Source organism: Pilosibacter sp. YYHA0881, assembly GCF_051602715.1.
GTDB classification, from domain to species: Bacteria; Bacillota; Clostridia; order Lachnospirales; family Lachnospiraceae; genus Alitiscatomonas; species Alitiscatomonas aceti.
On record NZ_CP175657.1, the window covers coordinates 2,753,071 to 2,766,979 of the forward strand.

The window sequence follows — 13,909 nt, forward strand, 5'->3', positions numbered from 1 at the left end:
TGGCAGATTTATAATGTATAAGGAGGATTCAGGATGGTAAATGAACTGATGAGAATCATTGCGGAGCATGACAGCGAAGTGGGTGCGGCAGTCAACGCCGAATTTGCGAGACAGAGACGGAATCTGGAGCTGATCGCGTCAGAGAATATCGTTTCTGAGGCCGTGATGGCGGCCATGGGAACGGTCCTTACCAACAAGTATGCAGAGGGCTATCCGGGAAAACGGTATTACGGCGGCTGCGAGTGCGTGGACGTGGTGGAAAACCTGGCCATCGAGCGGGCAAAGAAGCTGTTTGGCTGTGATTATGCCAACGTACAGCCTCATTCCGGCGCGCAGGCAAATATGGCTGTGTTCATCGCCATGTTAAAGCCCGGCGATACCGTAATGGGCATGAACTTAGACCACGGCGGCCATCTGACCCACGGAAGCCCGGTGAACTTCTCCGGTATGTACTTTAATATCGTTCCCTACGGCGTCAACAACGAGGGATATATCGACTATGACGAGCTGGAAAAGAAGGCCATGGAGGCAAAGCCGAAGCTGATCGTTGCTGGAGCCAGCGCCTACTGCCGGACCATCGATTTTAAGCGGTTCCGTGAGATCGCTGACCGGTGCGGCGCATATCTGATGGTGGATATGGCACACATCGCCGGTCTGGTGGCAGCCGGTCTCCATCCCAGCCCCATTCCCTATGCAGACGTGGTGACCACCACCACCCATAAGACCCTGCGCGGTCCCAGAGGCGGTATGATCTTAGCCAATGAGGAGGCCAATAAGAAGTTCAATTTCAATAAGGCCATCTTCCCGGGAAGCCAGGGCGGCCCCTTAGAGCATGTGATCGCGGCCAAGGCCATCTGCTTCGGCGAGGCCTTAAAGCCGGAGTTTAAGACCTACCAGGAGCAGGTATTAAAGAATGCCAAGGCCCTGGCAGAGGCCCTTAAGAAGCAGGGCTTTAAGATCCTGACCGGCGGTACAGACAACCATCTGATGCTGGTGGATCTGCGCGGCATGGATGTTTCCGGCAAGGAGCTTCAGAACCGCTGCGACGAGGTTTATATCACCCTCAATAAGAACACGGTCCCCAACGATCCCAGAAGTCCGTTCGTTACCTCCGGCGTCCGCATCGGCACCCCGGCCATCACCTCCAGAGGCCTGGTGGAGAGCGACATGGATGAGATCGCCCGCTGCGTCTGGCTGGCAGCCACGGATTTCGAGAATAAGGCGGATGAGATCCGGGCGTCTGTGACAGAGATCTGCGGCAGATACCCCATCTACCAGTAAGACACATATTTCCCCTTCCGTTTTCATACACTGCAAAAGCAGAGATGAGGACGGGAGGGGATTTTTTATGGCAGAAGCCTTTGAAACAAAGACCACAGAGGAGACCGGGCGGCTCCTTCATTCCACGGATCCGGGAGGTCTTTCGGCGGAGGAAGCCAGAAAACGGCTGGAGCAGTATGGACCAAACCGGCTGCAGGAGCCGGAGCAGCCCGGCTTTTTTTCCCGTCTCCTGTCCCAGTTCATGGATCCTCTGATCTATGTGCTGGCGGCGGCCGGAGTCATTTCCGTGTTCCTGGGAGAGATCGGGGACGCCTGTATCATTGCGGCGGTGGCGGCCTTAAACGGGGCTGTGGGGATGATCCAGGAGGGGAAGGCCAAAAGGGCCCTGGATGCCTTGAAAAAAATGACCCGTCTGAAGGCAGTGGTGCGCCGGGATCAGACAGACCAGGAGATCGACGCGGCAGAGCTGGTGCCTGGGGATCTGGTGGTGCTGGACGCCGGGAGGCAGGTGCCGGCGGATCTCAGGCTTTTATGGACGGAAAGTCTGCGGGCAGAGGAATCGGCCCTGACGGGAGAGGCGGCGCCGGTCCACAAGGATGCCGGTTTTTCTGCGGCCGCCGGCCTTCCGGTGGGAGACAGGAAAAACATGGCCTATATGTCCTCCAATGTGACGGCTGGAAGGGGGCTGGGCATGGTGACGGCCACCGGCATGGACACGGAGATCGGCAGGATCGCCCGTCTGATCCGGGAGGCCCCCATGGAGGCCACACCCTTACAGAAACGGCTGGGGGATCTGGGAGGCGCTCTGAGCATTCTGGCAGTGGCCCTCTGTGCGGCCCTTTTCGGTCTTGCCGTCTGGCAGAAGCGGGATGTGGGAGAGATGCTCATTACGGCCATTTCCCTGGCAGTGGCGGCGGTGCCCGAGGGGCTTCCGGCGGTGGTGACCATCGTGCTGGCCCTGTCCGTGTCCCGGATGGCCCGGGTCCATACCATCGTGCGGCGGCTGCCGTCGGTGGAGACTCTGGGGGCGGTGAGTGTGGTCTGCTCCGATAAGACAGGGACGCTGACCATGAACCGGATGACGGTGGAAGAGGTCCTGGACGCGGGAGAGCTCCTGGATGAAGGCGTAAGCGGCAGGAGGAGACGGCCGGGCCGCGGGAAGGGGGCCATGGCTCCGGGCCAGGAGGAGCTTCTCAGGGCCTTTGTCCTGTGCAATGACGCAGAGCTTAATAAAAAGGGAAGGATCGGTGATCCCGGGGAGCTGGCCCTTCTGGAATATGCAGAGAAGGAGGGGCCATGGACAAAGGGAGAGCTGGAGCGGCAGCTCCCCAGGACGGCAGAGCGGGCCTTTGATCCGGAGCGGAAGCGGATGACCACCGTACACCGGACAGAGACAGGAATTGTTTCCTATACGAAGGGAGCCCCGGATGTGATCCTGGAACGGTGCAGCCGGTATCTGTCTGGAGGCGGTGAACGGCCTCTGACTGGCAGCAGCAGAAGAAGGCTCCAGGACCGGATCTCATGGCTTTCCAGCCAGGGGCTCCGGGTGCTGGGAGCGGCCAGGAGTGATGGGGACGGAAGGAAGGAGGAGGACATGGTCTTTCTGGGCCTGGCAGCCATGGCAGATCCTCCGCGTCCGGAGGCCGCCCATGCGGTGGCCATGTTTAAGAGAGCCCATGTGCGGACGGTGATGATCACAGGGGACCACAGGGACACAGCCCTGGCCATTGCCAGGCGGCTGGGGATCGCAGAGGACGGGACCCAGTGCATCAGCGGGGCGGAGCTGGACCGGCTGGACGATGCGGCCCTTAAGGAACGGGCAGAAACGGCGGCGGTCTTTTCCCGGGTCTCCCCGGACCATAAGGTGCGGATCGTCCGGGCGCTGAAGGAGAATGGAAGCATCGTGGCCATGACCGGCGACGGAGTCAATGACGCGCCCTCCTTAAAGGCAGCCGATGTGGGGATCGCCATGGGGCAGACTGGAACAGATGTGGCAAAGCAGGCGGCGGATATGGTGCTCACAGACGACAATTTTGCCACCATCGAGAAGGCCATCGAGGAGGGGAGGGGCGTCTATGAGAATATAAAGAAGGCGGTGATCTTTCTCCTTTCCTCCAATTTCGGCGAGATCATGACCATGTTCACGGCCATTGCCCTTTCCCTGCCGTCGCCGCTAAAGGCCAGTCATATCCTGTGGATCAACCTGATCACCGATTCCCTGCCGGCCCTGGCCCTTGGAACGGATAAAAACGACGGACCCGCCCTGATGGAGGAGCCGCCCAGGGGAAAGGATGAGAGTCTGTTTTCCCGGGGAGGGATGGTGTGTACGCTGTTTTATGGATTCCTCATTGCGGTGATCAGCCTTGCGGCCTTTCTGCGGCTGCCGGTGGGGATCCTGGCGGCGGAGGGAAAAAGGATCACGGCAGAAAGCCTGTCCCTGGTCCTTGGAGATCCGGTGGTGCTGGCCCGGAGCCAGACGTATGCCTTTACGGTCCTGGGCCTTTCCCAGCTTTTTCATGCTGTGGGGATGCGGGACGTGGGGCGGTCGGTGTTCCGGATGAATCATCTGGAAAACCGGCTGATGCTGGCAGCAGCGGCCCTGGGAGTGCTCCTCCAGGTGCTGGTGACGGAAAACAGCCGCCTGGTGGCCTTGTTCCAGACGGCAGCCCTGTCCGGAACAGAATGGAGGGAGCTGCTGTTTCTGGCAGCTGCCCCCCTGGCGGCCCATGAGCTTCTGGCGGGGCTCAGCCGGATCTCTGGAGCGCGGGGGACGGCAGAGAAAGAACGGTCCGGATCATAAGAGCTTCAGGATCCCCAGAAGGACCAGGATCAGCCCTCCGGTCCTGGACAGATCCAGAGAACACCGGGATCCCGGGAGCTGGCGGCTGTTTTCCAGGGCCAGTGCGCTTTTCCTGCCCAGGAAGGCTCCCAGGCGGACGGAGGTGAAGCTGAGAAACAGGGAAAGGAAGAAAAGGACAGCCAGAGAGGCCCCGGCCAGTCCGGCTCCCAGGCCTGCTGCTCCGTTGTCAGAGGAAAGCCCCATGGCCAGAAAAAAGGAGCCGGAGGCAGAGAGCTGTTTTGTACTGCCTTTTCCAGGTACGGAGGCAGAGGCCGGGCTGGCTGTAAAACGGGAAAATCCCAGGAGCATGAGGAGGCTGGCACTTAAAAAAACGGGAAGCTCTTCCGGGAGCAGAGGCCGGAGGACGGTTCCCAGGGCAGAGGCTGCGGTCAGCACTGCTGCCGGACAGAAGGCCAGGATCCATGCAGAGCTCCTGGGGATCTTTATTTTTCCCGTTCCGCAGACAAAGCTGACGGCAAAGGAATCGGCGCAGAGAGCGGCCGTAAAAAGAAAAAGTGAAGACAGATCGCCCATTTTTATACCATATTTACAGAAGATCACTTATGATATCATATTGGCAGGCGGAATATTTGGTTCCAGGTATTCCAATTTGAATGGAAAATTGATACAATAAGACGATACCTGGCAGGACCAGAAGGGAAACGATCATGAAAAAGAACATCAGGATGACGCTGGAATATGACGGCTCCAGATACGACGGCTGGCAGAAACAGGGGAATACAGACAATACCATCCAGGGAAAGCTGGAGGCAGTGCTTTTTAAATGGACCGGACAGGAAGTGGAGGTCTACGGCTCCGGCCGGACCGATGCAGGGGTCCACGCCAGGGGGCAGACGGCCAATTTCCATATTGAGGAGAAGTTCTGTCCGTCGGCAGCAGCGGCCATGGAGTATATGAACCGGTATCTGCCGGAGGATATACGGGTCATAGATGCGAAGGAGGTGCCGGAGCGGTTCCACAGCCGTCTTTCCGCTGTAAGGAAAACGTATGCGTATTACGTGGAAACAGCGGATAGGAAGTGTGTATTTGAGAGAAAATACGTATACGGACTGGGGCGTGAACTGGATATCCCGGCCATGGAGAAGGCGGCGGGATATCTTCTGGGAGAGCATGATTTTAAAAGCTTCTGTTCCAATAAAAGAATGAAAAAGAGCACGGTCCGCCGGATGGACCAGATCGGGATCCATACAGACGGAACGAAAGTGGTGTTTACCTATACAGGAAATGGTTTTTTGTATAATATGGTGCGGATCCTTACTGGAACGCTCCTGGAGGTGGGCCTGGGAAAACGAAGGCCGGAGGAGATGACGGCTGTCCTTGAGGCCAGGAACCGGGAGGCGGCCGGAGCGACGGCTCCGCCGGAGGGCCTGCTCCTCATGCAGGTGGAATATGACGGGGAGGCATAGGATGGAAGAGAAAGAGCGGCTGGAAAAGCTGGAGCCTGCAGAGGCTTTGGCGGACCGGGGAGAGAAAACGGAGACCATAGAGGCGGGAAGCGGAGAGAAGGACCGGAGAGAAGCAAGCCTCAATATGGACGGCGAGTTGTCGGTGGAGGCCGTGAGGCGGTGGCTTTTATGGGCTGGTCTGGCCCTGGGAATCTGCCTGGCAGCGTCCTGTATCCTGGGGACTGTGTTTCTTATGCAGAACCGGAAGCCGGCAGTGCTCTTGACCGCGGACGGGAAGGACAGCAGGGAGCTGGTCCTGAACCGGAAGGGAGGAGTGATCCGGAAAAACGGGAACCCGGATTCCATGGCGGGCCTTTCCCTGCGGGAGTGCTGTGAACGTCTGCTGGAGGAGCTTCATGGGGTACAGATGCTGGGGGACCAGGAAGCGGCCCTGTTTACGGTGCGCCCCATAGAGGGGGCAGTGCGGGTGGATACAGAACGGATGGCGGAGGAGATCGCCGTTGCCGCAGAATTATTTCTGACGACCCGCCAGGCCAAGGGGACCGTATATGTTGGAAGTATCTCAGAGGAGCCGGAGGTCCTGGAGCTGGTCAGGGAAAACGGCTGCTCTGTGGGTAAGGCAGCCATGGTCCAGGATCTTCTGGAGCGGAACGTTCGGGTCCGGGAGTCGGACTGCGGCCGGCTGTGCCAGATGGACATGGGGGCCCTGTCCCGGGAAATGGAGCAGAAAAATTATCAGACCTCGTTTCTGGTGGCCACGGCGGGAAAGCTTTATCAGGTAAAGGAGGACAGGCCCGCCGGGATAGAATCCAGGGAGACGGAGTCCGGGACAGAGACAGACGAAGGCTCCGGAGAAGAGGAGAACGGAATAGATCCCGGAACAGATGGGAACGGCGGATCGGCAGGAAACCGCGGCTCTGGGAATTCTGAAGGGAGAGAGCAGCCGGAGGAGGCGGTAAAGGAGCCGCAGGGAGAAGAGCTCCGCCCAGAAGACGGCGGCGGAGCGTCCCAGGAAGAAACGGAGTCTTCGGCAGAGCCGGAAAATGGTGAGGAATCTGGGGCAGAAGCGGAGTCCGAAAACCGGGAACCGTCTGAGCCTGTCACAGGACCGACGGAGCCGGAAACCACAGCGCCGCCTGAGACATCTCCTGCGGCACCAGAGACCACCGCAGAGCCGGAGACGACTGCCGCACCAGAGACCTCAGCGCCGGCTGCAGAAACGGCTGCACCGGAGCCGTCCACAGCCGCACCGGGCACTCTTACTCCGGTGAGCCCGATGCCGGAGGAGACTCCGGCTCCGGAAACAGAGCCGTCCAGGCCGCCGGAAACGCCTCCAGCCACGGAGCCCCATACCGTAGGGCCGGGGATCTTAGAGGATGTGGTTCCGGCAGGCTGATGTACGCCGGAGCGTTTCGGAAAACGGACATTTTTTGTGAAAAAATGTTTTTGAAAAAAATCGAAAATACCACTTGACGAAAACAGAAAGCCGCGCTATAATAGTCCACGTTGATGCGATGGGCTATCGCCAAATGGTAAGGCAACGGACTCTGACTCCGTCATTTCAAGGTTCGAATCCTTGTAGCCCAGCTGGAATAGAGACGAGAAACATTGAGTTTACAATGGTTTTTCGTCTCTTTTTTTGTTCCTGGATGCAGAGAACTTCAAAGCGTGGGGGCGCAAATATGGATTTTTCCGTAGTGCCCAAAAATCACTAAAAATCCAGACCGTTTACTCCATTTTAACTGGCCCGTTTGGGCAAGATCCAGGACTTTCCTCTCCAGGGCCCAGAGGACAGGAAAAAGAAAACATCTTTCAAAGGAGATGGAATGTCCGCTGGCATTCCAAAAACATTGGAAAGAACCGTGAAAGTGCACATGAATACATAGCAAATAAAAGATTTTATTGTGCAAGGTGATTGACATTTTTTGTTCTCCAGGTTAAAATGAAGGGGTGAGTCCGTTGGAATCAATAACAGGCGTCTCTTGCGGTGTGTGAGCCTGCGGCGCCCAGAAAAAGGAGAGAATATTATGATTGACACCATTGCTACCAGAGCCGTTGATCAGAATGAAAAGGTCCTTACCGATCTGGCTAAAAAGATCTGGGAAAATCCCGAGACTGCGTTTAATGAAGTGAAGGCATGTGAATGGACAGCAGAAGTCCTCCGCAACGCCGGATTTGAGGTGGAGACAGGGTATGTGGGAATGCCCACAGCCATCCGCGCCGTATGGGGAAAAGGTCATCCGGTGATCGGTTTCCTGGGCGAGTATGACGCACTTCCCGGCCTGAGCCAGAAGGTCAGCACAGAAAAGGAACCGGTAACTCCGGGTGCTGCGGGACAGGGCTGCGGCCATAACCTTTTAGGTGTTGCCTGCCTGGGCGCTGCTCTTGGAATGAAGGCAGAGCTGGAGGCTACCGGCAAAGAGGGTACAGTGGTATTTTATGGCTGTCCGGCAGAGGAGGTCCTCACCGGAAAGGCGTTTATGGCAAGAGGAGGAGCGTTCACAGAGCTGGATGCAGCGTTTTCCTGGCACGGCTCCACCAATAACCATGTGACTCTGGGGACCATGACTGGACTGAACAGCGCCATTTTCCATTTTAATGGGATCACGGCCCATGCCGGAGGAGATCCCCACAACGGCCGGTCTGCACTGGATGCCGTGGAGCTGACCAGTGTGGGAGCCAACTATCTGCGGGAGCATGTGACCAGCGATGTCCGTATCCACTATGTGATCAAGGAAGGCGGCACAGCGCCCAATATCGTTCCCGATAAGGCCAGCGTATGGTATTATGTCCGCGCATTAAGCCGTGAGGCCGTGGAGGATACATACAGACGTCTGGTGAAGGTGGCGGAAGGCGCAGCCCATATGACAGAGACTGAGCTGGAGGTAGAATACCTGGGCGGCTGCTACAATACATTAAATCCGGTGATGCTCACCAACCTGACCCACGATGTGATGGAAGAGGTGGAAAGACCCCACTGGACAGAGGAGGAGCTGGCATTTGCAAAGATCCTCAATGAAAAGAGCCAGCAGTATGAGAAGGTAAAAGCCTCAGGCGCTCTGGAGGATGGTCCTCTGGATACTAAGGTATCTCCTGTGCTGAATGAGAACGGCTACGGCTCCACCGATGTGGGAGACGTACAGCATATCGTTCCCTGTGTACAGGTGATGACGGCTACCTGCAACCTGGCGGCCCCGGGCCATAGCTGGCAGATCACTGCCTGCGCCGGTATGAGCATCGGAATGAAGGGCATGCTCTATGGCGCAAAGGTCATGGCAGCCACAGCCATGAAGCTGGTGGATGATCCCAAGCTGGTGGACGAGGCGAAGGAAGAGTTTAAGAAGCAGATGAACGGAAGAACGTATAAGTGCCCGGTGACCGAGGAGATCGTGGTTCCGGCGCCGGTACAGTAGATGAGAATATAAGATCCGGGATTTGGAAGCCGGAGGCTTAAAGGGCGGGGCTTTTTCCAGAAAACAGGAAAAAGTCCCGCAGTCTGGAAAAAATGCTTGACATTCTTAAAAAGTGTGGGTATAATATAACTCGCAGTTGAAAAACTGTAAGAGACAGATCGTGAATAATGGGCTATCGCCAAATGGTAAGGCAACGGACTCTGACTCCGTCATTTCAAGGTTCGAATCCTTGTAGCCCAGCTGGAAAGCGTTTAGATGTTGGGGATCCAATGTTTAGACGCTTTTTTGATACAGAGCCTATTGCCTGGAAGGGAAAAATAGGTTAGAATGGAAACGAGCGCCGGGACTGCCCGGAGGATTTAAGTGAGGCGGGAAGAACATGTACCAGTTTAAGAGCCGTGTCCGGTACAGTGAGACCGGCGTGGACGCAAGGCTGTCCCTGATGGGGATCATGAATTATATGCAGGACTGCTCCACCTTCCAGTCGGAGGACTGCGGAGTGGGGCTTGCTTATCTGGAAGAAAAAAATCGTGCGTGGCTTCTGTCATCCTGGCAGATCCAGATCTTAAGGCGACCGGCTCTGGGCGAGGAGATCACCGTCTGCACCTGGCCCTATGAGATCAAGGGGATCTACGGCCTGCGGAATTTTACGCTGATGGACGGGACCGGGGAATACCTGGTAAAGGCCAATTCCTGCTGGTTCCTTCTGGATACGGAAGCCGGAAAACCGGTCCGCGTGACGCGGGAGGATGTGGACGCCTACGGGGATGAGGAACCGAAGCTTTCTATGGACTATGCTCCCAGAAAGATCCGTCTTCCGGAGCACATGGAGGAGGCGGGGCGGCTGGTGATCATGAAGCACCAGATCGACACCAACCACCATGTCAACAATGCCCAGTACGTGGATATGGCGGTGGAGGCCCTCCCGGAGGAAGCCGACGGCAGGGAGATCACGGAGATCCGCGCCGAGTATAAAAAGGCGGCGGTGCTGGGAGATACGGCGGTCCTCATGCGGGCGGCCGGAGAGGATGGATACGTGGTATCTGTCTGCGGCGGAGACGGAAGCATCTTTGCCAATGTGGAACTGAAGGTAACGCCGGAGGGCGTTTAGAAAAAAGAGAGGACGAAGGACATGCTGGAACTTGGAAGAATGCAGACACTGGAGATCGTAAAGGAAAAGGATTTCGGAGTGTATCTGGGGGAACCTGGAAAGAGCGCCGGGGGAGCTGAAAAGGGCGTTTTGCTGCCGAAAAAGCAGGTGCCCGAGGGCGCAAAGACCGGCGATCTCCTGGAAGTGTTTTTATATAAGGATTCGGAGGACCGGATCATTGCCACCACCACAAGACCGAAGCTCTCCCTGGGAGAGACGGCAGTGCTGGAGGTGAAGGAAACATCAAAGATCGGCGCATTCCTGGACATGGGGCTGGAAAAGGATCTTCTTCTGCCCTTTAAGGAGCAGACCCATGCAGTGAAAAAGGGAGAAAAATGTCTGGTGGCCCTTTATGTGGATAAAAGTAAGCGTCTGGCGGCTACCATGAAGGTATATTCGTATTTAAGGAGCGACGCTCCCTATAAAACGGGAGACGATATAAACGGCTTTGTATTTGAGATCAACCCGGAGCTGGGAGCCTTTGTGGCCGTGGACGGGATCTACCACGGGATGATCCCCAGGCGGGAGCTGTTCGGAGGCTTTAAGGTGGGCCAGGAGGTCCATTGCCGTGTGACAAAGGTGCGCGGGGATGGAAAGCTGGATCTGAGCGCCAGGGAAAAGGCCTATAACCAGATTTTTGAGGATGCAGAGCTTGTATTAAAGGTGATCGGGGAATTTGACGGAGTGCTGCCCTTTAACGATAAGGCAGACCCGGAAGTGATCGCCAGGGAATTTAAGCTCAGCAAGAACGCCTTTAAACGCGCTGTCGGCCATCTTTTAAAAGAGGGTAAGATAGAGATAACAGAAAAAAGTATCAGAGTATTGGAGGAAACAAAATGAAGAAAGTGATCAGCACAACAAACGCACCAGCAGCAATCGGTCCTTATTCCCAGGCCATTGAGGCCAACGGCTTTGTATTCGCTTCCGGCCAGATTCCGGTAAACCCGGCCACTGGCGAGGTTGCCGAAGGGATCGAAGGCCAGGCAGAGCAGGTAATGAAGAATATGAAGAACCTTCTGGAAGCAGCAGGTACTTCCATGGAGAACGTTGTAAAAACAACCGTATTCATCCAGAGCATGGACGATTTTGCAACTATCAACGGAATTTATTCCAAATATTTTGAGAAGGACTGCCCGGCCCGCTCCTGCGTGGAGGTTGCAAAGCTTCCCAAGGGTGTTCTGCTGGAGATGGAAGCCATCGCTGTAAAATAAAACCGTTATTTTTGCTAAAACAGGACGAAAAGAGCTTTGTTTTTTGGGGAAAACGGATGCTTTTTCCGCGGCTCCCAGGCCCCATATGCAAAAGTCATGGAATTTATCACGATATTTTGGTAAATTACAATATGGAAAAACACTTCTGTTTTGTGTACCATAGGGAACAGAGGTATACCCGCCAGGCATTGTGTTGTCACGGATGCCGGCGGGTATTTTGTTTTTTTGAGTTTTACAATGGGGAGGAAGCATGTCGGGATTAGTATTAAAAAACGTGAATAAGATTTATCCTGGGGGACAGCAGTCGGTGAAGGATTTTTCTCTGGAGATCAGGGACAGGGAGTTCCTTATCCTTGTGGGGCCTGCCGGGTGCGGAAAATCCGCGCTTCTGCGGATGATCGGCGGACTGGATGAGATCAGCTCCGGTTCCCTTTTCATTGATGGAAAGGATATGACGGACGCGGATCCCAAGGACAGGAATATTGCCATGCTGTTTAAAAACAGTGTGCTGTATCCGGGCATGACGGTGGAAGATAACCTTTCCTTTGCGCTTCGTATGGGGAAGATGGCCCAGGAGGAGATTGACAGGAGGATCCGGGAGATCTCTGGGTATCTGAAGCTTTCTGATATTCTGGATAAAAAGCCTGAGGAGCTGACCGGGGAGGAGACATACCGGGCGCTTCTGGGACGTGCCATGATGCGCCGTCCGGGGATCCTTCTTCTGGACAGTACCATTGCAGATCTGGAGGAGAGCCTCCAGAAGGTGATGAGGAAGGAATTTAAGGATATCCATAAAAAAATGGATATGACGGTGATCTATGTGACCGACAACCAGGAAACGGCACTGGCCCTGGGAACCAGAATGGTAGTCATGAATGAGGGCTCCATCTGCCAGGACGGTACGCCGGAGGAACTGGCGGCCCATCCGGCAAACTGCTTTGTGGGCGGAGTCGTAGGCCGGTCGCCCATGAACTTCTTTCTTATGAAGGTATTTTCTGAAGGCGGCAGGATCGGGCTTCAGGGAGCCAGCGGCCGTATGCTGGTCCCGGAGGCTGTGGGCGCAGTCCTGGAAAACAATGGTTATGTGGGAAAAGAAGTGATCACAGGGGTACGGGCTGAGGATGTCTGCCTGTCCCGGGCCTCAGAGGACGGCCAGGACGGCCATTTCTCCGCCAGATTCCAGAGCATGACCGGAGACGGGACCATGCTCCGCTTCCAGGCTGAGGACGCCGACGGCATCTGCCAGGCAGAGGGGAGAACGGATTTTCGGGAAAATGAAAAGATATACCTCTTTGTGGACGCTGAAAAGATCTATCTGTTTGATAAGGATACGGAAAAAAACATTCTGTAAAGGGATGATTTCCCAACAATCCGGTGCCGGTTGTGGTGCCGGATTGTTTTTTTGTGGAAAAATACAAAATTTTTCTTTCCTTTTTTGTGATTTTGCATTAAAATAGAATCTGTATGAATGTCTATATTGTGAAAAGGAGAGAACGTTATGATTTCAAATCAGATCTTGCAGTCGAACATTGACGGACTGAAAGAAATTACCAGGATCGATCTCTGCGTCTGCGACGTGGAAGGAAAAGTTCTGGCATCCACGTTTGAGCAGGCAGAAGAGTATGAGAACTCCATCCTTGCCTTTGCAGATTCTCCGGCAGACAGTCAGGTGATTTCCGGCTATCAGTTTTTTAAGGTATTTGACGAGCACCAGCTGGAATACATCCTCCTTGCAAAGGGAGGCAGCGACGATGTTTACATGGTGGGAAAGCTGGCGGCGTTCCAGATCCAGAATCTGCTGGTGGCCTATAAAGAGCGGTTTGATAAGGACAACTTTATTAAAAACCTTCTGCTGGATAACCTGCTCCTGGTGGATATTTACAACCGGGCCAAAAAGCTCCATATCGAGACAAACGTAAAGCGCGTGGTGTTCCTCATTGAAACGAAAAATGAGAAGGATGCCAACGCCCTGGAGACCGTAAGAAGCCTGTTTTCTGCAAAGACCAAGGACTTTATCACGGCTGTGGATGAGAAAAACATTATCCTTGTGCGGGAGGTAAAGCCTGGAGAGACGTATGGAGATCTGGAAAAGACAGCCAATACGATCCTGGATATGCTGAATACAGAGGCTATGTCCAAGGTGCATATTGCCTTCGGTACCATTGTCAACGAGATCAAGGACGTTTCCCGCTCTTATAAGGAGGCCAAGATGGCCCTGGATGTGGGAAAGATCTTTTACAGCGGAAAGAATGTGGTGGCATATTCCAACCTGGGTATCGGACGTCTGATCTACCAGCTTCCGCTTCCCCTGTGCCGGATGTTCATCAAGGAGATCTTCGATGGGAAGAACCCGGATGAATTCGATGAGGAGACCTTGACGACCATCAATAAGTTCTTTGAAAACAGCCTGAACGTTTCGGAGACCTCCAGACAGCTTTACATCCACAGAAATACTCTGGTATACCGTCTGGATAAGCTTCAGAAGAGTACAGGACTGGATCTTCGTGTATTTGAGGACGCCATTACCTTTAAGATCGCACTGATGGTGGTGAAATACATGAAGTATATGGAGAATCTGGATTACTAAT

11 protein-coding genes and 2 tRNA genes are annotated in these 13,909 nt (G+C 55.0%); 12 read left to right on the forward strand and 1 reads right to left on the reverse strand.

Annotated elements, in window-relative coordinates:
• Window positions 1–33: 33 nt before the first annotated feature.
• Complete coding sequence (gene glyA / locus ACI6NM_RS12875; protein WP_262426720.1) at window positions 34–1,281, forward strand: serine hydroxymethyltransferase; 1,248 nt, start codon at window positions 34–36, stop codon at window positions 1,279–1,281.
• Window positions 1,282–1,348: 67 nt separating this feature from the next.
• Window positions 1,349–4,081 (forward strand): cation-translocating P-type ATPase, encoded by a 2,733-nt coding sequence (locus ACI6NM_RS12880; RefSeq protein WP_262426719.1) that lies wholly within the window; start codon window positions 1,349–1,351, stop codon window positions 4,079–4,081.
• On the opposite strand, the gene ACI6NM_RS12885 is transcribed toward ACI6NM_RS12880, so the two are convergent.
• A complete protein-coding gene (locus ACI6NM_RS12885; RefSeq protein WP_262426718.1) occupies window positions 4,076–4,654 on the reverse strand; it encodes an MntP/YtaF family protein in 579 nt (192 codons plus the stop codon). The two genes, ACI6NM_RS12880 and ACI6NM_RS12885, sit on opposite strands and share 6 nt — an antisense overlap.
• A gap of 134 nt (window positions 4,655–4,788) precedes the next feature.
• Here ACI6NM_RS12885 and truA point away from each other — a divergent pair, with 134 nt between their 5' ends.
• The 10 genes from truA (at window position 4,789) to ACI6NM_RS12935 (ending at window position 13,908) form a co-directional block, all read left to right on the forward strand.
• Window positions 4,789–5,547: a tRNA pseudouridine(38-40) synthase TruA gene (gene truA, locus ACI6NM_RS12890; protein WP_262426717.1), complete on the forward strand. Its 759-nt coding sequence runs from the start codon at window positions 4,789–4,791 to the stop codon at window positions 5,545–5,547.
• Between the two features lies 1 nt (window position 5,548).
• Complete coding sequence (locus ACI6NM_RS12895; RefSeq protein ID WP_262426716.1) at window positions 5,549–6,943, forward strand: hypothetical protein; 1,395 nt, start codon at window positions 5,549–5,551, stop codon at window positions 6,941–6,943.
• A 119-nt stretch (window positions 6,944–7,062) separates the two neighbouring features.
• A tRNA-Gln gene (locus tag ACI6NM_RS12900) sits at window positions 7,063–7,134 on the forward strand.
• A gap of 440 nt (window positions 7,135–7,574) precedes the next feature.
• The gene (locus tag ACI6NM_RS12905; protein ID WP_158358082.1) at window positions 7,575–8,960 is read left to right on the forward strand and encodes an amidohydrolase; all 1,386 of its coding nucleotides are present in this window, start codon (window positions 7,575–7,577) and stop codon (window positions 8,958–8,960) included.
• Window positions 8,961–9,128: 168 nt separating this feature from the next.
• A tRNA-Gln gene (locus ACI6NM_RS12910) sits at window positions 9,129–9,200 on the forward strand.
• 139 nt (window positions 9,201–9,339) lie between these two features.
• Complete coding sequence (locus ACI6NM_RS12915; RefSeq protein ID WP_022272695.1) at window positions 9,340–10,071, forward strand: acyl-[acyl-carrier-protein] thioesterase; 732 nt, start codon at window positions 9,340–9,342, stop codon at window positions 10,069–10,071.
• Between the two features lie 21 nt (window positions 10,072–10,092).
• Window positions 10,093–10,950 (forward strand): CvfB family protein, encoded by an 858-nt coding sequence (locus ACI6NM_RS12920; RefSeq protein WP_022272694.1) that lies wholly within the window; start codon window positions 10,093–10,095, stop codon window positions 10,948–10,950.
• Window positions 10,947–11,321 (forward strand): RidA family protein, encoded by a 375-nt coding sequence (locus tag ACI6NM_RS12925; protein WP_022272693.1) that lies wholly within the window; start codon window positions 10,947–10,949, stop codon window positions 11,319–11,321. Before ACI6NM_RS12920 ends, ACI6NM_RS12925 begins: the two co-directional genes overlap by 4 nt.
• A gap of 250 nt (window positions 11,322–11,571) precedes the next feature.
• Window positions 11,572–12,672, forward strand: a complete 1,101-nt coding sequence (locus tag ACI6NM_RS12930) for an ABC transporter ATP-binding protein (protein WP_022272692.1) — start codon at window positions 11,572–11,574, stop codon at window positions 12,670–12,672.
• Window positions 12,673–12,819: 147 nt separating this feature from the next.
• Window positions 12,820–13,908, forward strand: coding sequence for a PucR family transcriptional regulator (locus tag ACI6NM_RS12935; protein WP_262426715.1), 1,089 nt, complete (start codon window positions 12,820–12,822; stop codon window positions 13,906–13,908).
• The last annotated feature ends 1 nt before the right edge of the window (window position 13,909 follow it).